Genomic DNA, 22,335 nt, shown 5'->3' on the forward strand with positions numbered 1-22,335 from the left:
CAGATGAAACACCCATGAGAATAGCATTCACACAAGCGAGGATGATTATAATGGGTGTTCCATTTGACAATTAAAAAACAATAAATTAGAACAAATGAAAAACAAATTGATATATCTATCAGTAGCTGCGGTCTTTTTAACTTTTACTTCTTGCAAGAATGAAACGAACTCAGATTCAGGTTCGGAAATAAAAGACTATAATAGAAAAGAAACAAACTTTGAATTTGATGAGAAAATCGACTCATTGGTGGCACAAATGACACTTGAGGAAAAAATAGGCATGCTACATGGTAATAGTATGTTTACTACAACAGGTGTGGAACGGTTAGGTATTCCAGAACTAAAAATGGCAGATGGCCCTCTTGGTGTTCGCGAAGAAATTTCTAGAGACAACTGGTCACCGGCAGGCTGGGATAACGATTTTGCCACATATTATCCTGCTAGTGGTGCTTTGGCAGCCACTTGGAATACGGAAATGGCTTATACTTTTGGTAATAGCGTAGGTCAGGAATTGAGAGCCAGAGGAAAGGACATGTTACTTTCACCGGCAATAAATATCGTTAGAACGCCACTTGGAGGTAGGACGTATGAATACATGACCGAAGATCCTTTCTTGAATAAAAAAATGTCAGTGCCATTAGTAGTTGGCTTACAAGATAATGATGTGATGGCTTGTATAAAGCATTATGCAGCCAATAATCAAGAAACAAACCGTGATATATATGATGTTCAAATGGACGAGCGTACACTTCGCGAAATCTATTTGCCTGCATTTAAAGCTTCAGTAACAGAAGCAAATGCTTATGCTATTATGGGAGCCTATAATAAATTTAGAGGAGAGTATTTATGTGAGAATGATTATATGCTTAATAAAATCCTGCGTGACGAATGGGGATTTAAAGGCGTTGTCGTTTCAGATTGGGCTGCCGTGCATTCTACCGTAAAATCGCTGGAGAACGGATTGGACATTGAAATGGGAACCCCAAAACCATTCAACGAATTTTTCTTGGCAGACAAACTAATTGCTGCAGCCAAAGCAGGCGAAATTTCAGAAGCAGAAATAGATGTGCACGTAAAAAGAATATTATATGTCCTGTTTCAAGTAAAAGCAATGGGAAGCAAAGATCGGGTTAAAGGCAGTATTGCAACCGAAGCCCATTACCAAGACGCATACAAAATTGCATCGGAAGCAGTGGTTTTATTAAAAAACGAGAACAATACTTTACCTTTAAAATTAGAAGGAGTGAAATCCATTGCCGTTATCGGAAATAATGCGACCAAGAAAAATGCCTTAGGTGGATTTGGGGCAGGTGTAAAAACAAAAAGGGAAGTAACCCCTTTGGAAGGTTTAAAGAACAAATTACCAGAATCTATCAAGATTAATTATGCCGAAGGATATTTAGAGCGTTATGATGTTAAAAATAAAGGTAAATTAGGTGATATTACTTTAAATGGTCCAGTGACCATTGATCAATTGGATCCCGCCAAATTACAGGAAGCTATAGAGGCAGCTAAAAATTCGGATATGGCCATTGTTTTTGCAGGTTCTAACCGTGATTATGAAACCGAAGCTTCCGACAGAAGAAACTTAAATCTCCCTTTTGGACAAGAAGAGTTAATAAATAAAGTTAGAGCCGTAAATCCAAAAACCATTGTGGTATTGATTGCCGGTGCTCCTTTTGATATTGTTGATTTAAATCAAAAATCGCCAACATTGGTTTGGAGTTGGTTTAATGGTTCCGAAGGAGGTAATGCTTTAATCGACGTGTTACTTGGAAATATAAATCCTTCAGGGAAACTGCCTTGGACAATGCCCAAAAGGATTGAAGATTCTCCGGCACACGCTACAAATAGTTTTCCTGGCGATAAAACGGTTAATTATGCCGAAGGTATTTTGGTAGGTTATCGTTGGTTTGATACTAAAAATATAGAACCTCTTTATCCTTTTGGATACGGATTGTCATACACCACTTTTGCTTTCGAAAACACAAAAACGAACAAGAAGTCTTATGCTTCAAATGAAACAATCACAGTTTCAGTAACTGTTAAAAACACAGGAAAAGTGGATGGTAAAGAAGTAGTACAATTGTATGCTTCCAAATCCGATTCGAAAATAAGCCGTGCCGCACAAGAGTTAAAAGGTTTCCAAAAAGTATGGATTGCTGCAGGGAAATCCGAAACCATAACCATTCAAGTTCCAGTAAAAGAATTAGCCTATTATAATGTTGAATCTAAAAAATGGACTGTTGAACCAGGAAATTATACTTTGAAATTAGGAAGTTCCTCAAGGGATATTAAAAAGGAAATTCAAATAAATATTAAGTAAGAAATAAGTACTTTAGTTATATTTAAATTGGCTCCAGTTTTTTTTTGCTAGAGTCAGTTTAAAATTTAAGAAAAGTAAAATAATTAGCATCAATATTATGCAACCAAACTATTTTAGTAAACGACTTTTTGTTTTTGTTTTTTTTCCTTTTTGCGGAATAGCTTCAGCCCAATCGGATCATATACTTTGGTACAAACAACCCGCTGATTTTTTTGAGGAAAGCCTCGTTTTAGGTAATGGAAAGATGGGAGCAACTGTTTTTGGAGGCGTCGATTCAGACAAAATTTATTTAAACGACATCACACTTTGGTCAGGTGAACCTGTAAATGCCAACATGAATCCCGAAGCATATAAAAACTTGCCTGCGGTTCGCGAGGCATTAAAAAATGAAAATTACAAACTAGCAGAAGAGCTGAATAAAAAAATTCAAGGGAAAAATTCAGAGGCGTATCAGCCACTGGGAACGATGGAAATTAACAACCATAATTCGGGAAAAGTTGTCAATTATCATAGAGAATTAGATATTTCTAATGCTATTTCTAAAGTGACTTATGAAGTGGACGGCGTAAAATTTACCCGCGAATACTTTGTTTCTGCGCCAGATCAAATTATGGTTGTCAAATTAACAAGTAGTCAAAAAGGAGCCTTAAATTTTGACATTAATTCCAACAGTTTATTGAAATTCAAAACGGAGGCAAAGGACAATGTGCTTGTAATGAATGGAGTTGCGCCAATTTATGAACATCCTGGTTATCAAGTTGCGCCATCTTTCCTTTTGGAAAAAGAAAGAGGAACACGATTTACTACTTTAATGAAAATTAAAAATAGTGACGGAACAATTGTAAGCTCCAATACAAGTTTAGGGTTGAAAAATGGTACAGAAGCCTTGATTTATGTGTCAATTGCAACCAGTTTTAATGGTTTCGATAAAAACCCTGCAAGCAATGGGTTGAATGACATAGCCATTGCATCAACCAATTTAGACAAAGCTTTTGCAAAATCATTTGATAAATTAAAACAATCCCACATTACCGATTATCAAAAATTTTATGATCGTGTGAATTTAAATTTAGGAAAAACCTCTGCACCAGATTTGGCTACAGATGAACGTTTGTTGCGTTATTCTGAAGGAAAGGAAGATAAAAATCTTGAAATTCTGTATTTTAACTTCGGACGTTATTTATTAATTAGCTCGTCAAGAACACTGGGTGTTCCAGCTAATTTACAAGGATTATGGAATCCCCATCTTCATGCACCTTGGAGGAGTAATTACACAATGAACATCAATTTAGAAGAGAATTATTGGCTTGCTGAAAACACCAACCTATCAGAAATGCACATACCACTTTTGAATTTTATTAAGAATCTTTCGGTTACAGGAAAGATTAGTGCTAAAACTTTTTACGGAATAAATAAAGGATGGTCGGCCTCACATAATTCTGATATATGGGCGATGACAAATCCTGTTGGAATCTTTGGAAAACAAGATCCAAGTTGGGCATGTTGGAACACGGCTGGTGCATGGCTAAGTACACATATTTGGGAACATTATATTTTTACCCAAGATAAAAAATATTTAAAAAAAGAAGGTTATCCAATTATGAAAGGAGCTTCTGAGTTCTTTTTACAATGGATGGTTACGGATAAAAACGGATATTTAATTACATCTCCATCAACTTCTCCAGAAAACAAATATATGACGCCAGATGGATTCATTGGAGCAACAATGTATGGGGGAACTGCTGATTTGGCAATGATTAGAGAATGCTTTGACAAAACCATCAAAGCCTCAAAAATTTTAAATATTGATGCTGAATTCAGATCAAAATTGGAAACAGCACTTTCTAAATTCTATCCATACCAAATAGGAAAAAAAGGAAATTTGCAAGAATGGTATTTTGATTGGAACGATGAAGACCCTAGACACCGTCATCAATCACATTTGTTTGGACTTTTTCCAGGAGAACAAATTACGCCAGAAATGACCCCAGACTTAGCTCAAGCTTGTAAAAAGACTTTGGAAATAAAAGGAGATGAAACCACGGGTTGGTCAAAAGGATGGCGTATTAATCTTTGGGCAAGACTTTGGGATGGGAATCGTGCCTACAAAATGTATAGAGAATTACTTAGGTATGTTGATCCTGATAATAAGAAAACGGAAATACCAAGAAGAGGAGGTGGGACATATCCTAATTTATTCGATGCGCATCCCCCATTTCAAATTGACGGGAACTTTGGTGGTGCTGCTGCCGTTGCCGAAATGCTAGTTCAGTCCAATGAAAATGAAATAAGGTTATTGCCTGCTTTACCAGATGCTTGGGATAATGGTTCCGTAAAAGGAATTTGTGCAAGAGGAGGTTTCGAGATTTCTATGGAATGGAATGATAAAACACTTGAAAAAGTTGCCATTTTTTCTAAAAAAGGAGGAAAAACAACACTTATTTCTGGTAATAGAAAAAAAGTAATTACTTTGAAAAAAGGACAAAAAATGGAAATAAATTGGCAAGAACCAAATAAATAGCTTCAAACTTGTTTTTTTGAAGTTCTGACAGCTTGAAACTAAATAAAACTTAAAATAAAACAAAGAGTTTCTCTAATTATGAGATTAAATAAATTAATAAAAATGAAAAAATATTTCGGATTTCTGTTTTTATGCTTTAGCATCTATTCTAATGCCAATGTAAAGCTTCCTTTATTGTTTAATGATGGCATGGTTTTGCAACGTGACCAAACAATTCCTGTTTGGGGTTGGGCTGATGCTAATGAAAAAATCGAAATTCGTTTCAATAAACAAATTGTAAACATAAAAGCCGATAAAAATGGAAAGTGGATGGTAAATTTGAAAGCTGAAAAAGCTGGAGGTCCATTTGAATTGGTTGTTAAAGGAAAAAATACGATTGCTTTAAAGAATGTTTTGGTGGGAGAAGTTTGGGTTTGTAGTGGACAATCCAACATGGAATTTACCGTAAGTCAGGCAATGAACTTTACGGAAGAAGTAAATGATACAAATTTTCCAATGATACGTCAGTTTCTGGTTGAAAAAGATATGGCGTTAACTCCAAAACAAAAATTAAAATCAGGGAAATGGGACGAATGCAATAAAAATACAGTTGGTAGTTTTACTGCAGTAGGTTATTTTTTTGCTAAGAAGCTATATGCTGAATTAAAAGTTCCAATTGGTATTATAAATACTTCTTGGGGTGGAACTTGTGTAGAAACATGGACTAGTAGAGAAGCTTTTGAAAGCAATAAAGAATTTAGGGAAATGATTTCAAAAGTACCAAATATAGAAATTGATTCGCTTTTAATAACTCAAAAAAATAAATTGATAACAAAGATAGAACAGATTCAAGGGTCAAAAATAGTAACCGATGAAACTTTATTTAAAAACCTTGCTTTTAATGATGCCAATTGGCCAGAAATGAATGTGCCAGGTTTATGGGAAAATCAACAATTACCTGATTTAAATGGTGCGGTATGGTTTCGTAAATCTATAGAAATATCAAAAGAGAATACAGGTAAAGAAGGAATTTTGGAATTGTCTAAAATTGATGACCAAGATGTAACCTATGTAAACGGTGTTGAAATAGGTACTACCAATAATTACAATCAGAGTAGAGTATATAATATTCCTGCAGGAGTACTTAAGGAAGGAACTAATATAATTAGTGTAAAAGTTAATGATTATTCAGGAGGTGGTGGTATTTGGGGGGATGCTTCAAATTTAAAATTAACAGTGCAAAAAACAATTATCCCATTGGCGGGACAATGGAAGTTTAATGTAGTAAATATTAGAAGTGAGGTATCTCCAAATTCATATCCATCGTTATTATTTAATGCCATGGTTAATCCATTAATTCCTTATGCGATAAAAGGGGTATTATGGTATCAAGGAGAAGCTAATGCAACCCGTGCTGAACAATACAAAAAAGCGTTTCCATTGATGATAAATGATTGGAAACAAAAGTGGCGTCAAGAAGACTTTCCATTCTATTTTGTTCAATTATCAAGTTTTGATGAATTTGGAGGGAACAGTAATATAGGAAGCAAGTGGGCTGAATTAAGAGAAGCTCAGCAATATACGATGGAAACGGTACCTAATACTGGAATGTGTATAACCACGGATATAGGAGATGCAAAAGATATTCATCCTACCAACAAACAAGATGTAGGAGGCAGGCTGGCAGCCATTGCACTAAATAAAAACTACAATCAAAAAGTAGTTTATTGCGGTCCTAAATATGAATCAATGGATATAAAGGATAATAAAATTATCTTGACTTTTAGTGGTCTAGGTTCAGGATTAATGACACCAGATAAATATGGATACCTTAAAGGTTTTGAAATAGCGGGAAAAGATAAAGTTTTTCACTATGCAAAAGCATATATTGCTAATGATAAAGTTGTTTTGTTTAATGATGAGGTACAAAATCCTATTGCAGTTCACTATGGTTGGGCCGACGATGCTAGTGACTGTAATCTTTACAACAATGAAAAGTTTCCTGCATCACCATTTAGAACAGATGATTGGGATATGGTAACGAAAGGCGTCAAATACAATGTGCAATAGATATGTTTTATTTAATAAAATAGTGAGTGGCAATATTATGAAAACAAAATGATATAGTATTTTTATATAATACCGATTTGCCCTTTGTGTTGTAATAAACTTTTTTAAAAGATGAAAAAATTTAAAAGACAATTATATATCCTTGGAATATTTTGGATGCTTTCCTTTCAAAGCATTATTGGGCAATCTTTTCCTATTTTTCATCATTTGGAGACTAGCCATGGGCTTTCTAATAACAGTGTAAAAACAATACTTAGAGATAGTTATGGATATCTATGGGTGGGTACTGAGTATGGATTAAATAGATATGATGGCTATGGGTTTAAGGTTTATAAAATGCATTTTGGTACATCTGATGTCTCAAATTCAAATTACATCTTAGGGTTACAGGAAGATGGTTTGAAGAATATTTGGATAAACCTTGGATATTCATACATGGTTTATAAAAGAGATAAAGATAGTTTTATATCAGATACAGAAAAACTGCTATTGGGTTTAGGTATACAGGCAGATCAAAATTATAAGGTTTTTATTGACAAAAGGCAGAATATATGGGTATTAAATAGTAAGAATGTGTTTTTTTATGATGTAGAGAAGAACAAGACATCTGTATTTAACTTATCAGTACCGTTAAACAATTCCAATGCCAATGCCATTAGCATAGTAGATGACGATGAAAGCATCTATGTTACAAACTTGGGGGTTTGTTGGAAATTGGATAAAAATTCCGGTATCCAAACTAGAATGAAATTCCCTGATGCTATGGAGCAGAGTATTGCAAATAGTAGCTCCAAAATTTACATTGATAGTAGTAATTGGTTATGGCTTTATTCTACTTTAACAGATCAGGTTTTTTACAAAAAAAAAGATAGCCAAAAATGGAATGAAGTAGCATTGAAATCAGAAATAAAAACTGAAAGTAATGCTGTAACAAGTATGGTTGATAACCAATCTGGACAAATTTGGATCGGAACGGATCATAAAGGATTGTTTATATATGATAAGCCTAAAGATACTGTAGCAAATATTGTTTCTAACCCATGGGAAAACACATCTATATCTTCAAATAGTATTGAGTCTTTGTATAGGGATAAAAATGAAACTATCTGGATAGGACACAGGAAAAAAGGACTTTCATTCTACCATGAAAGTTTTAGGAATTTTATGAATTTCAAAAATTCTCAATATTCTGATGTCAGTACAATAATGGAAGACCATTTTGGGAATATTTGGTTGGGAACAGATGGGAATGGGTTATTTGTGAAAGGAAAAAAACCAGAAAGTACCGTTAAGAAGTTTCTTATTCCAAATACTGCAATAGTTTCATTATTGGAAGACGCAAAGGGACGTGTTTGGATAGGTACATACCAAAAAGGTTTGTTTTGTTATGAAAACAACAAAATGATTGAGTATACTACTGAAAACAGTAAATTATCAAATAATGATGTTTGGGGTTTAAAAGAGGATAGATATGGGAATATATGGATTGGAACTTTAGGCGGTAAAATACATGTATTGCCATCGGGGTCAGATAATTTTGATCTTTTGATATCTCCTTTTGAAGATAATCTACATGCTTTGGATATGTTTTATGATGGAGGTGATAAAATGTATGTTGGTACGGTCTATGGGCTTTTGGTAATTGATATTACAAACAACAAAAGAGTTACCTATTTTGGCAATGAGAAAGACACCCAGCAATTTAAGCAATACCAAATTTCTAATGTACATAAAGATAAACGGAATATTTTATGGCTGGGACACTACAATGGGCTAACTATTTGGGATCAAAAAAAAGATACGCTTTATTACTTTGATAAAGAAAAGGGCTTGTGCGATAATACGATAAGAGGGATTGTGGAAGACAATCTCAATAAAATTTGGGTAACAACAAGTAATGGGCTTTCAATTTTAACTGTTGATAGAGATTTAGATGATAATCTTGTTATTACAAGTAAAAATTATTCAGTTAAGGATGGTCTCATGAATAATTATTTTAATAGCCATTCTATTTGTAAATTGAGTAATGGAGACATACTGCTAGGAAGTGCAGATGGTTATAGCATGCTAAACCCTAACAAAATGGCTGAAAAAAATCGGCCTATGGCAAAGGTTGTATTTACGGGTTTAACTATTAGCAATCAAGTTATTCATGTAGATTCAATTTATAAAAAACGTAAGTTACTTGAGCAGTCCATAGAATTAACATCCAATTTAACTTTTAAACATAGTGATAAACTCATTTCTTTTCAGTTCACAACGGGCGATTTATTAAATGCAGATAAAGTAAAATATGTTTATCAAATAGAGGGGTTCAACACCCAATGGGTTCCAACTCAAGAAAACAAAATTACATTATCTACACTGCCTCCAGGAGATTACAAATTATTAATAAAAGCATCAAATAGTGATGGGGTTTGGGGTAATGATCCTACAGAGTTGACCATAAGCGTAACGCCTCCCTTTTATTTTTCTGTCTGGGCCTTTGTCATATATGTATTATTACTCATTAGTGTGTTAATTTATTTTATTCGTAAAACAAAAAAACGTAATCAAATTAGATTGGAACAAGATCGGATTAAAATGGGTCGTGAAAAGGAAATGCATATCAATGAAATGAAGTTAAAGTTTTTTACCAATATAAGTCACGATTTACGTACGCCGCTTACACTTATTATTACACCACTGCAAGTATTACTAAATGAAACCACGGAAGAAAGTATGAAGAAAAAATTGAGTACTATATATAAAAATGCTCAACAATTACTTTCATTAATAAATTCGTTGCTTGATTTCCGTAAATTGGATGTTGGCATAGATACGCTTAATTTAAGGTCAGGAGATTTTGTTGATTTTATTAGGGATATTTACATGTCCTTTAGTGTTTATGCTAGTGAACGCCATATCAACCTGTCTTTGTCGAATGAAATAGAAAACCTGTTAATGCAGTTTGATCGAGATAAAATGCAAAAAACGCTTACCAATTTACTTTCAAATGCATTTAAATATACTATAGACGGAGGAACTATCAATATTCATATAGATACTCAAGATGATTATGTTTACGTAAGTGTATCTGATTCAGGTCCTGGTATCAGTGATAAGGATAAAGAACATGTTTTCGAACGGTTTTATCAGGCTAAACAAAAGCAAGATCAAACTGGAAGTGGTATCGGTTTACATATTGCAAATGAGTATGTTAACCTTCATGGTGGCACTATTACTTTAACGGATAACATACCGCATGGCTGTGTATTTACCATGAAGCTTCCTATTAGGGAAATTAGTCAAACGGAAACCTTGTATCCAAACAATACATCCGATGAAGACGTTATTGAAGATGTTGTAAAATTTGATACTATTAATAATAAACCCATATTGTTATTTGTAGATGATAATAAAGATTTTTGTGGTTTTATGGCAGACAATCTTGAAGACGAGTATTCCGTGATAACTGCTAATAATGGGCTAGAAGCCATAGAACAATTAAATAATCATGACGTAACTATTGTTGTAAGTGATGTCATGATGCCCATAATGAGTGGAACCGAACTTTGTGAAAAGATAAAAACAAATATTTATTGGTCTCATATTCCTGTCATTTTATTGACAGCACGAGCAGCAGAGGAGCAACAAATTGAAGGATTGGAATTAGGTGCAGATGATTATATTACGAAGCCTTTTAATTTTAATTTGTTAAAGCTCCGTATTCGTAAATTCATTGAATGGACAGAAAGAAGCCATAATATGTTTAGTCAAAAATTAGATGTTGCTCCAGCTGAAATAACAATTACATCCTTAGATGAAAAACTTATAGAAAGGGCGATTAAAGTTGTTGAGGAACATATAAGTGATTCCGAATTTTCTGTTGAAACATTAGGAGCTACAGTAGGACTAAGCCGGGGACACTTATATAAAAAGTTAATGGTAATTACCGGTAAAGGCCCTGCAGAATTTATTCGTACGATACGGTTGAAAAGAGGACGTCAACTACTTGAAAAAAGTCAATTGCAGATTTCAGAAATAGCCTATGAGGTAGGGTTCAATTCTCCTAAAAGATTTTCAAAATATTTTCGTGATGAGTTTGGGGTATCTCCATCTGAGTATATGCGTGTACTTAAGGAGCAAGGATAGCGTTGACTATTAGGTTTAGATACAAAGATAATTTGATCTAGACAGAATACATTTTTTTTAATCTTTCCTTTGTACAATACCAAACCCTGTTAGGGTTTTAAACCCTAACAGGGTCCAAAAGCAGGAATTGTTACAACCTGTGAAAAACAATCTACACTTTTTATATGTGAGCTGACATTACTTGAATCAATATTTAGCAATGTTCAGTGAATTATTTATTCTTCTTACCAAAGCAATGTCTATTCCATTCTATTTAGCACCAAAATGAAGCATTCATTATATAAAATAATTAGCTGTATAGGTGAAAAATGGGATTGCAACAAATCAGACCTCTTTTGGACACAAAACGACCATGTCGACTCATGGAATTTAAAATAAATTTACATTCTAGGTTTGGTCCTCCAAATGGTAAGGATGAAAACAATGTGTATTTTATTGAAAAATTTTAACAAATCTTAACATTAAAAAAAAACAAAAATGATTGAATGATTACTAAAACACTTTAAGATTATAAAAGCATGGCAATTGTAGATTGTGAACTACTGCAAGCTTTCAACTATTAACTAAAACTAAACTAAATTAAATTAAATTAACTATGAATGAAAAACATGTGATTAGATATGCCCTAAAGTTATCTAGGACTCTTTTTAAAAAGTATGCAATTATAGCAATACTGTTTTTTTCATTTGGATTGGCATCAGCTCAAAATTCAGGTGGAAAAATTACTGGTATTGTATTGGATGAATTAAGTGGAGAGCCTCTTATAGGGGTTAACATTTTGCTTAAAGGAACGAAGCAAGGTTCGGTTACGGATTTTGATGGCGCTTTTTCTATTAATGCCCAAATTGGCCAAGTACTTGAAATAAGTTATTTAGGTTTTGTGAGCCAAGAGGTAAAAATTACGCAAAACAGGTTAACCATTCGTTTAAAGCAAGACATAAGCGCATTGGATGAAGTGGTGGTAATTGGTTATGGTAAATCTAAGAGAGAAGATCTTACAGGTGCTATTTCTTCTATTAGCGGAGATGAACTTCGCAAAACACAACCCACTACATTTGATCAAGCACTACAAGGAAAAGTAGCTGGAGTCGTTGTGCAACAAACATCTGGGCAACCAGGGGGTGGGGTTAGCGTTCAATTACGAGGTCTGTCTTCTTTTGGTAATAATTCACCATTATATATAATAGATGGTGTTATTATTGGATCGGTATCAGGATATTATGATGATGGAGGTGTTAACCCATTAGCGGCTATTAGCCCATCAGATATAGAATCCATTGATGTTTTGAAAGATGCATCAGCAACGGCTATTTATGGTTCGCAGGCAACTAACGGTGTTATTATCATTACCACTAAAAGAGGTAAAGAAGGGGCACCGAAAATCACTTATGACTATAGCGGAGGATTCCAACAATTAATAAAGCAATACCCAACTATGGATTTGCAAGAATATGCCAAGTTCATTAACGATAGAGCTGTTGTTTGGGGCTTTGATGATAGACCTGAGTTTGCAAATCCAAAGTATTTAGGGAAAGGTACAGACTGGCAAGACGAATTATTCAGAAGTGCCCCAATGAGCAATCATGTACTTACAATGAGTGGAGGTAATGATAGAACACAGTATTTGTTGTCAGGTTCTTATTTTAATCAGGAAGGTATAGCTTTGGGATCTGAGTTTAAAAGAGCTTCTTTAAGGCTGAATTTAGATAACAAAACAACTGATTGGTTAAAAATAGGCACTAGTTTGCAGTTAACCCATATTGATGAGAATGTAAATTCTACAGGTTCAAGTGTTATTAGAGAGGCATTAAGCCAAACACCAGATATACCTGTAAGAAACCCTGATGGTAGTTTTGCAGGAGAAGAAAGTAGTGAAGGATGGATTGCAAAACGTGTAAATCCTGTTGCTTTGGCTCTTGTGGATAAAAATAATCCTAAAAGAAACCAGTTGTTTGCTAATCTTTATGCAGATATAGCAATTACAAAAAATTTGTCTTTTAGAAATGAAATGTCTGGAAATTTTTCATTTAAAACAGAGGATCGATTTAATCCTACTTATAAGTTTGGGTTAGCCGAAAGATTAGTGAATAGTGCCTATTATTCTTATAGTCAAAACTATTTTACTACTTTCAGAAGTTACCTTACTTATGCTAAAGTATTTAAAAGCAAATACAATGTCAATGTACTGGCAGGACATGAGGCGCAGTTGACTCAGTTTGAAAATGTTTCCGCAGCAAGAAATAATTTCATTTTAAACGATGTTACTAATATAAGTAATGGTGATTTGGAAACAGCTACCAATGGTGGAACTAGAGGAGACAATGCATTGGAATCTTATTTTGGACGTCTTAACTTTATTTATAATGATAAATATATATTGACAGGTAATGTTCGTGCTGATGGTTCTTCAAAATTTGCTCCAGATAACCGTTGGGTAACTACGTATTCAGGAGCGTTTGCTTGGAAGGTCAATAATGAAGGTTTTTTAAAAGATGTAAAAGGGATTAATGAACTTAAATTACGAGTGGGTTATGGTCTAACTAATAATCAAAATATTAGAAACAATGCTTATTTATCAACATTAGGATCTGTATCTACTGGGTTGTCTGGTATTTCACAAATAACAACTAATTTAGGAAACCCTGAAGTTGAATGGGAGAAAACAGAATATAGCAATGCAGGAATTGATGTAAGGCTTTTTAATTGGAGATTTTATCTTGCACTTGATGTCTATAATCGTTTGACAGATGGATTGTTGATGCAAATTCCCTTACCAGCATATTCAGGAACAACTACTGAGTATTCCCCAGGATCAATTAACGCTCCGTTTATAAATATAGGATCTGTTAGAAATAGAGGAATAGACCTTCATTTGAGTTCAACAAATATAGCCAAACGAGATTTTACTTGGAAAACAGATTTCACATTATCACATAACAAAAATAAGGTACTAAAATTAAACACAGACGGTGCTTCTTTACCTGGGTATTTTGGATCTGAGATAGTTGCTCAAACGGTAGTTGGTGGATCTATTGGTGATTTTTACGGGTATCAAATAGATGGGGTATTTGCAACTGCTGAAGATTTTGAAACTCATGCTTTGCCTACCACCACAGAAGGTGTTACATTACCAATTACACCAAATTCTGGAGGTGTATGGTATGGAGACCTTAAATTTAAAGACTTAAACGGAGATGGAGTTATCACTGAAAAAGATAGAACATTTTTAGGCTCTCCTATTCCCGATTTTCAATTAGGTCTTGGTAATACATTAAATTATAAAGGGTTAGATTTTAATATTTTCTTTAGTGCTAACGTCGGTAATGAAGTAATAAATGGCATGAGGATTAATGGAGAAAACCCTTTAACAAATTATGGTTACCTAAAATCATTAAAAGAACATGCTGTACTTGCGTTAATCGATCCAAATGGTTCAGCTTCAGATGTTAATAATGTATATGTTGTGAACCCAAATACTACCATTGTTGGGTTTAAAAACAATAACAGTAATAGAAACGATCGTTTTTCTGATAAATTTGTTGAAGACGGGTCTTTTATCAGATGTAAAAATATTACTTTAGGTTATACTTTTCCCGAAGATTTACTTAATAAGATACATTTAAGTAAATTACGCGTGTATGCGAATGTTACCAATGCCTTTCTTATTACAAAATATAAAGGAATGGATCCAGAAGTGGGTTCATGGAATCCTTTACAGGCTGGAATTGATACTGGTTTTTATCCACAACCCCGAATATTTACTTTAGGGCTTAACTTGGGACTTTAATTTTAAAAAAAATAAACTATCGTATTATGAAATATATAAATTTAAAAAATATTTGTGTGCTGTTAACTGTATTTTTTGCGGTTAGCTGTCAGGATGATTTTCTTGATCGTCCCTCTCAATCTGAAATAAGTACTGAAAATTTTTACAAAACAAAAGAAGAACTTAGGTTAGCTACGGCAGGACTTTATGGTGGTAGAATATGGGCGCAATGGAACAATCAAGCATATATTCCATTAGGAGATATATTAAGCGGGAATCTTATCCTTCAATATCAAGGGGCAGATTTAGTACAACTTAATACTTTTACGCTTTCAGGATCTAACGGACGTTTAATAACTGGTTGGAAAGGGCTATATATTGTAATTGCACACTGTAATACCACAATTAATGCTATTATAGAAAAAACGCCGGCAACAGTTTCTGAGACAGATAAAAATGCCGCCATAGCCGAAGCAAAATTTATTCGCGCCATGGCATACTATCATCTTGCCTTGTTATGGAAAGAAGTGCCTATTATTGAAGATAACATAAAGTTGATATCATCACCTTTAGTAAATAGAAATATAGCAGCAGATGTTTACCGATTTATTGCTGAAGATTTAATTTTTGCTGCCGAAAATCTTCCTGTAACCGATGAGCCTGGCAGAGTAACTACTTGGTCAGCAAAAGGTCTGTTAAGTAAGGTTTATTTAACTGTGGCAGGATTAGGACAATCTGGAGGTGCACGTAATCAGGAATATTTAGATTTGGCAAAAAATTATGCAAAGGATGTAATTGAAAACAGTGGTTTAGATTTATTTCCTAGTTATGCCGATTTTTTTAAAACGCAATTTAATGATAATCCAGAATCATTATTTGCACTACAATGGTCTGCTACTACTGGATGGATGGAAGGTAATCAATTGCTAACATACTCGCCAAGTAATGACATTAATCCTCAAAAAAGTAGTGCTTGGGGTTCTCCAGGGGTTAGTTATGATTTATATTTAGATTATACCGAGCAGGATTCCATAAGACGTAAAACGAATTTTATGTTACCTGGAGACCATTATGCCGAGTTAAACGCCGCTGGTGGTGGTTATACTGCTGACTCACCAGGTATGAAAAAACATATAATTGGTAATGAAGTAGATAACAACACGCCTGGAATGACTGCTTTGGGTTCTATACAGCATAATTCATTATTAAGATTAGCAGATGTTTATTTAATATACGCTGAGGCTATCTTGGGTAATAATACTTCTACAACTGATGCGGATGCATTATTCTATTTTAATAGGGTAAGAGAGCGTGCAGGTGTAGATCCTTTAACAGAACTTAATATTGATGTTATTCTTAAGGAAAGAAGGATCGAATTGGCTTGTGAAGGACACTATTGGTATGATTTGGTAAGACTTTCTTATTATGATCCCGTAAAAGCGGTTAACCTTCTTAGTAATCAACAGCGAGTACTATTTGATTATGATAGTGCTACTGGAGTAGCTACGCCTAAAGATCCTATTGGAATTATTAATCCTGCAACCTTAGCTACTTTTACTTTAGACTTGCCTGCTTCAGAGGTGATAGCTAACCCTAAATTGAGTGAACCTGCAGTACCATACTACTAATACTAAAAAATAAAGACATGAAAAATTTATTAAATAAATACATTCCTTTTTTACTGGCTTTCAGTATGACGGTAATTATTACACTGTTTACATCTTGTGATAATAATAATGATGGTGTTACAAATGGAGTTGCTCCTGTAATTACAGAAATAATTAATTATGAGGCTTCACCAAATGACACTATTGTAAACAAGTTGGTACCTGGACAATGGGTGGTTTTGAAAGGAGCAAATTTTAAAAACGCTGTCAAGATAGCTGCCAATGGAATATCAATTCAATTTGACAGTGGTTTATTTTCAGATACTTATGCTGTTGTACAGATTCCTTCTGTAATTCCATTCCCTTCAATTCCAGAAAACCAGTTAAATACTATTGAAGTTGTAACTCCAAATGGCTCAACTATTTTTAATATCGATATAGTTGCAGGACCACCTGGACTTATGAGTATATCTAACGAGAATCCAGTTGAGGGTGAGGTTGTAACTATATTTGGGACTAATTTGTTCCTGACAAGTGAATTGGTTTTTGCAGGTACAACAATTACAGATTATACCGAAACCGACGATGGTACTTCAATTAGCTTTGTAATGCCAAACATAGCAACAAGTGGGCCATTTTCAATTACTACAGCTTCAGGAACAGCTTCTACAGTGTTTAATATGAATAGTGCAACTACAGAAGGTTTTCTCAATTTTGACGGAATTGGTAGTCTTTCTTGGGGTACAGGAACTAGTAATAGTAGTACCGAGTTTCCTGGTAACCACGGGTACTATGCAGTTCTTAATAATTCAGTTTTAAATGCTGGTGATGGTGTTTGGTGGGGTTGGGAGCGAAGTATTAATACAGGAGCTGGACAATGGATTCCAACAGCTGATTTAAATTTAAATGTAGATCAATATGCACTTAAGTTTGAGATTAATGTTCCAGGAGAATGGAACGGTACATCTATTTTAATACTCAAAGATTACGATTGGAAATATGTAGCACGTTATGAACCATGGAAAGTTTCTGAGACTAAAACAGCTAATGTTACTACTGATGGAAAATGGACTACAGTTACAATTCCTTTGACCGAATTCCGTACAAAAAAAGATGGTAAAGACGGTACAGGAGATCAAGCTGCCAGTTTAACAGAATTACTAGGGACATCTGGAAATGGCAGTATGCTCATTTATACTGCTAATTCTGGTAGTACTCCAACGGCGACTGGTTTCCGTGGAGCTATTGACAATATAAGAATAGTAAAAATCAAAGAATAAATCTTTCATAATAACTTTTTAATAGCTGATAATAACCTACAGTATTCGATGAAAGTTGGATTTCTGTAGGTTTTTAATCGATAAAAATTAATTAATAACTTTAAATAAAAACAAATGAAGTCCAAACATTTCTACCAAATTTTACTTTTACTATGTGTTATTGTAACATCTGTATCCTGTTCAAGTAGCGATGAGGGTGAAGATCCAACACTAACGGTTTCTGTAACCGAAGTTTCCTTTGAGCCAGATGGCGGAACTTCTGATGTATCACTTACAACAAACGGTACATGGACTGTTTCTAATCCAGCAACATCTTGGTTACAAATAAACAATACAAGTGGTGGTAGTGGAACAGCAACAATAACATTAACATCTGGAATTAATGGTTCTGGATTGACTCGTTCTGCTACACTTACAGTTTCGTCAAGCAATGGTCAGGCAAGACGTATAACAGTTACACAAACTGGTAATTTATATCCAAGTTATAATTTGTCTCCAAAACCAGCTGATGCTACAGGTATGAATAGTACAGCTATAGAATTGGCAGCAAAAGTGACATTGGGAATTAATATTGGTAATACAATGGAAGCCTTTCGTACTGATGGAGATGTTGTTATTTCAGATGAAACTGCCTGGGGAAATCCGAAGATTACAGAAGGGTATATTCAATTTTTGAAAGCAACTGGTTTCAATGCCGTACGTATTCCATGTTCATGGGTTCAGGGAAATTTAAGTGACGAATCGACAATGAAGATTGACCCAACATGGCTTAACCGTGTGAAAGAAGTAGTTGGATGGTGTGTTAATAATGATATGTACGTGTTGTTGAATATTCACTGGGATGGTGGATGGCTTGATCATAATATCAATAACGCCAAAAAAGAGGTTACTAATGCTAAACAAAAAGCACTATGGGAACAGATTGCCACCACGATGATAGATTTTGACGAACACCTGATGTTTGCAGGAGCTAATGAACCTCCAGCTGATGATGCTCAAGAGATGGCAGTTCTTAATAGCTACTACGAGACATTTATTAAAGCAGTTCGATCTACAGGTGGTAGAAATAGCTACCGTACATTAGTTGTGCCAGGGCCTGGTACCAACGCTAGTTTGTCGTATGATTTGATGAATACACTTCCATATGATCCTGTACCTAATCGTTTGATGCTTGAGGTACATGAATATACGCCATCTCAGTTCTGTTTTCTTGATGAAGTTGTAAGCTGGGGCTCACCAGTTTTCTACTGGGGAGCAGGAAACCATTCTACAATCGAGCCAGAAGCTAACGCTACCTATGGAGAAGAGGATGCAATCCTTGATTCCTTTAGAAAGTTGAAAGAGAGGTTTATTGATAAAGGTGTCCCTGTGCTATTGGGTGAGTATGCTGCTATGAGACGAGATCGCAACTATAATGGTGTCAATTATTTACCTAAGGATATGGCTATGCACAATAAATCTGTGGATTACTGGAATACTTTTGTTACTAAACAATGTAAGATTAATGGTGTTATCCCATTCTATTGGGAAGTTGGTAATGTTTTAAACAGAAATAATAATACAATTAAAGATCAAGCAATGATTGATGCTCTTAAAGCGGCACTCAATTAACATTATTTTGTAAACTCTTAAACAAGATATTACTCTACTGGGGATTGGCGGTTATTCGCCATTCCCTGGAAAGGGGTGATTATAGATTATTGGAATAAGGGCGGTGCTTTGGATAGAAGCAATAATACAGTAAAGTCTCAACGAATATATTGATGCCATTACTGTTGGTGGAAATTAATGACCTATGTTCAATCTTTTTTCAATATGAGATAATTTAAAGACTCTTGTTTGTAGCTACTAACAAGAATCTTTTATAGAAAAAATGAGTAATTATTTAACTAAAACAAAAATTATTATGAAGATAAACCAAAAAGCATAAATGCATTTACCAATTAAACTTAAACACCACAATTATGAAAAAAACAAACAGAAAATTATTTGCCATTACTTTAATGGTTTTTGCTCTCATTGGCTTTTGGGCCTGCAGTAAAGACAATTCGACAGAAGATGATACTGGCGATTTAAGAGCAGCTAAAGGTAGAAAAATATTAACCGTAAGCAGCAGCAGCCTCCATTTTCAAGAAGGAGAAAGTAGTCAAGAGATTAGCATCACGACGAATATAGATGCATGGACAATCAGTAATAACGCTAATTGGATAACTTTAAGTCAAACCTCAGGTATTGCAGGTACTACAGCCATTACCGTAACAGTATCTGAAAATACTGATGCATCTGAGCGTTCTGCTAATATTACTATAAGTGCCAATCAATTTAAGTCACAGAATATTTTGGTAACACAAGCAAATGGTGCTTTGTATCCCAGTTACAATACAAATCCTATTCCTGCAGATGCTACTGGTATGAGTAGTAATGCCGTTGAACTAGCGGCCAAAATGAAACTGGGATGGAATATTGGTAATACCTTAGAAGCCATAGGAGGCGAAAATGCTTGGGGCAATCCGAACATAACAAAAGAATATGTTACGGCTGTTAAGAATTTAGGGTTTAATGCGATTCGCCTTCCATGTGCTTGGGACCAGTATGCAGATCAAACAACTGCAAAAATAGATGAAGCATGGATGAACCGCGTTAAAGAAGTGCTACAGTACTGTGTTGATAATGATATGTATGTGCTTCTTAATATCCATTGGGACGGAGGATGGCTGGAAAATAACTGTACACCTGAAAAGAAAGAATCAGTAAATGCTAAACAGAAAGCTTTCTGGGAACAAATTGCAACGGCAATGCGCGATTTTGATGAGCATATAATGTTTGCCAGTGCAAATGAACCAGGTATTGAAAATGCTGTCGAAATGGACGTTCTTCATTCATATCACCAGACCTTTGTAAATACTGTTCGTTCCACTGGAGGTAGAAATAGTTATAGAGTGCTTGTGATGCAAGGACCTAGCACGAATATTGAAAAAAGTAATGATTTAATGAACATGCCCACAGATGAGGTAGAGGGGCGTATGATGGCTGAGGTTCATTTTTATTCACCTTCTCAATTCTGTATTTTGTTGGATGGTGACGCAAGCTGGGGTAAAATGTTTTATTACTGGGGTGCAGGTCACCACTCAACTATTGAACCAGATCGTAATGCCACTTGGGGAGAAGAAGATGCGGTAGATGTTTCAATGAGTATTGCTAAGGCTAAATTTATTGACAATGGAATACCAGTAATCTTGGGCGAATATGGGGCTTATAGACGTGATAATAGTCAATATGTCCCACAAGATTTGGAAACCCACAACGATGCAGTGGATTATTGGATAACGTATGTAACAAAACAGGCATTAGCCAACGGTTTAATTCCATTTTGGTGGGATACTGGCGGGTCTTTAGATAGAAACAATTTTACTGTAAAAGATCAGCGAACAATTGACGCTATTATTGCAGGCGGAAATTAATTAAAGCATGTATAAACCCGTTGGATAATTGAGATTCAAACTAGTTATATCCAACGGGTTATTTTACCAAATTAGAACCCCATTTCTTAATTATAATTGTTTAACATTAAATTTTAGAAAAAATGAAAAAAATTACATTATTCTTTGTAGGTGTACTATGTATGTTAAGTGTGGCTAATGCACAAGACGTAACTGTCTTTGATTTTGATGGAACAACTCCTTCAACCATTACTGGTTGGGGGGATAGTTTTACATCTGTTGCAAATCCTGTTTCTGATGGAGTTAATTCATCCGCTAATGTAGGTGAGTATATTCATACCAACCAATGGGCTTCTAGAACTATTGAGGGTTTGAGCATTAATGCTAGATATTATACATCCTATCAGTTTAAAGTGTATTCTCCTGTGGCTGGATCACTTTATATTGGTTTAATAAATGCTACTGGTGGTGAAATGAAGGGTAAGTCGCATACGCTAGCGATAACTTCGGGATGGACAACCATTACAGAACCTGTTGTTGCTGGTCAAATAATTACAGCAATTAGTATTGCTTTTAATTCCGGTGATGTTCCAGTTGTTCCAGCTGTTAATGTATATCTTGATGATTTGACTTTCATAAAAACTGCGAATACTACGGGTATTGTGTTATACAATGAAAATTTTAGTGCGCCTGGGGAATGGGATAGTTGGACAGGAGCACCAAGCTTAAAAACAGGAAAATACAATGGAGGTATAGATTTAGTTACCGTAGGGGATGCGCCTATTTCTTTGCCTCAGCAGTGGAATGATAATGGACATATGTTGAAAATTGTACCTACTGATGCAGCTGTTACAATCTCCAATATCAATGTTGCTGGTTTTAAAAATTTAGTTCTTTCTGTCGATCTTGCAGCAACACCAAATATTGAAGTAAGTGCTGATGGAGGTTCTTGGGCAGCATTAACTTTTAGTGCTGGTGTAGCTACTTTACCAACAGCCACTAATACAATAAGCTTAAGATTGAATCCTGATGCTTCAGCGGATGTGTTTTTAGATAATCTAAGAATAACTGGAGAGGTTAGTTCTTTAGGAACTAATTCTAACCAATTAAGCGACAATTCAATTAAGTATTATCCAAATCCTTTTACTAAAGATTTTAATATTGAAGCTGTAAAATCCCAAGAACCGATTCGTGTCACCATTTTTGATATTA

General features: G+C 34.7%; 10 protein-coding genes. All 10 read left to right on the plus strand.

Annotation, left to right across the window (positions count from 1 at the left end; translation table 11 throughout):
* The first annotated feature begins 94 nt into the window (after positions 1-94).
* Positions 95-2,326 carry a glycoside hydrolase family 3 C-terminal domain-containing protein gene (locus tag ACGLWY_RS12220; RefSeq protein ID WP_396619947.1) on the plus strand — a complete coding sequence of 744 codons (2,232 nt, stop codon included), beginning with the start codon at positions 95-97 and terminating at the stop codon, positions 2,324-2,326.
* 97 nt (positions 2,327-2,423) lie between these two features.
* The gene (locus ACGLWY_RS12225; protein WP_396619948.1) at positions 2,424-4,847 is read left to right on the plus strand and encodes a glycosyl hydrolase family 95 catalytic domain-containing protein; all 2,424 of its coding nucleotides are present in this window, start codon (positions 2,424-2,426) and stop codon (positions 4,845-4,847) included.
* 102 nt (positions 4,848-4,949) lie between these two features.
* A complete protein-coding gene (locus tag ACGLWY_RS12230) occupies positions 4,950-6,896 on the plus strand; it encodes a sialate O-acetylesterase (RefSeq protein ID WP_396619949.1) in 1,947 nt (648 codons plus the stop codon).
* A gap of 111 nt (positions 6,897-7,007) precedes the next feature.
* The gene (locus tag ACGLWY_RS12235; protein WP_396619950.1) at positions 7,008-11,030 is read left to right on the plus strand and encodes a two-component regulator propeller domain-containing protein; all 4,023 of its coding nucleotides are present in this window, start codon (positions 7,008-7,010) and stop codon (positions 11,028-11,030) included.
* Between the two features lie 595 nt (positions 11,031-11,625).
* Positions 11,626-14,817 (plus strand): SusC/RagA family TonB-linked outer membrane protein, encoded by a 3,192-nt coding sequence (locus ACGLWY_RS12240; protein ID WP_396619951.1) that lies wholly within the window; start codon positions 11,626-11,628, stop codon positions 14,815-14,817.
* A gap of 26 nt (positions 14,818-14,843) precedes the next feature.
* Positions 14,844-16,424, plus strand: a complete 1,581-nt coding sequence (locus ACGLWY_RS12245; protein WP_396619952.1) for a RagB/SusD family nutrient uptake outer membrane protein — start codon at positions 14,844-14,846, stop codon at positions 16,422-16,424.
* 17 nt (positions 16,425-16,441) lie between these two features.
* Positions 16,442-17,683 carry a glycan-binding surface protein gene (locus ACGLWY_RS12250; RefSeq protein WP_396619953.1) on the plus strand — a complete coding sequence of 414 codons (1,242 nt, stop codon included), beginning with the start codon at positions 16,442-16,444 and terminating at the stop codon, positions 17,681-17,683.
* A 114-nt stretch (positions 17,684-17,797) separates the two neighbouring features.
* A complete protein-coding gene (locus tag ACGLWY_RS12255) occupies positions 17,798-19,294 on the plus strand; it encodes a cellulase family glycosylhydrolase (RefSeq protein ID WP_396619954.1) in 1,497 nt (498 codons plus the stop codon).
* A gap of 353 nt (positions 19,295-19,647) precedes the next feature.
* Positions 19,648-21,144: a cellulase family glycosylhydrolase gene (locus ACGLWY_RS12260; protein WP_396619955.1), complete on the plus strand. Its 1,497-nt coding sequence runs from the start codon at positions 19,648-19,650 to the stop codon at positions 21,142-21,144.
* Between the two features lie 122 nt (positions 21,145-21,266).
* Positions 21,267-22,335: hypothetical protein (locus ACGLWY_RS12265; RefSeq protein ID WP_396619956.1), on the plus strand; the 1,069-nt coding region annotated here is incomplete at its 3' end.

This window comes from Mariniflexile sp. HMF6888 (genome assembly GCF_044335535.1).
Classification (GTDB): Bacteria; Bacteroidota; Bacteroidia; order Flavobacteriales; family Flavobacteriaceae; genus Mariniflexile.

Excerpts from the sequence above, each read along its gene's own strand:
- ACGLWY_RS12240 (WP_396619951.1), top strand. The coding sequence starts at position 11,626 with ATGAATGAAAAACATGTGATTAGATATGCCCTAAAGTTATCTAGGACT.
- ACGLWY_RS12250 (WP_396619953.1), top strand. The coding sequence starts at position 16,442 with ATGAAAAATTTATTAAATAAATACATTCCTTTTTTACTGGCTTTCAGT.
- ACGLWY_RS12220 (WP_396619947.1), top strand. The coding sequence starts at position 95 with ATGAAAAACAAATTGATATATCTATCAGTAGCTGCGGTCTTTTTAACT.
- ACGLWY_RS12235 (WP_396619950.1), top strand. The coding sequence starts at position 7,008 with ATGAAAAAATTTAAAAGACAATTATATATCCTTGGAATATTTTGGATG.
- ACGLWY_RS12230 (WP_396619949.1), top strand. The coding sequence starts at position 4,950 with ATGAAAAAATATTTCGGATTTCTGTTTTTATGCTTTAGCATCTATTCT.
- ACGLWY_RS12260 (WP_396619955.1), top strand. The coding sequence starts at position 19,648 with ATGAAAAAAACAAACAGAAAATTATTTGCCATTACTTTAATGGTTTTT.
- ACGLWY_RS12255 (WP_396619954.1), top strand. The coding sequence starts at position 17,798 with ATGAAGTCCAAACATTTCTACCAAATTTTACTTTTACTATGTGTTATT.
- ACGLWY_RS12245 (WP_396619952.1), top strand. The coding sequence starts at position 14,844 with ATGAAATATATAAATTTAAAAAATATTTGTGTGCTGTTAACTGTATTT.
- ACGLWY_RS12225 (WP_396619948.1), top strand. The coding sequence starts at position 2,424 with ATGCAACCAAACTATTTTAGTAAACGACTTTTTGTTTTTGTTTTTTTT.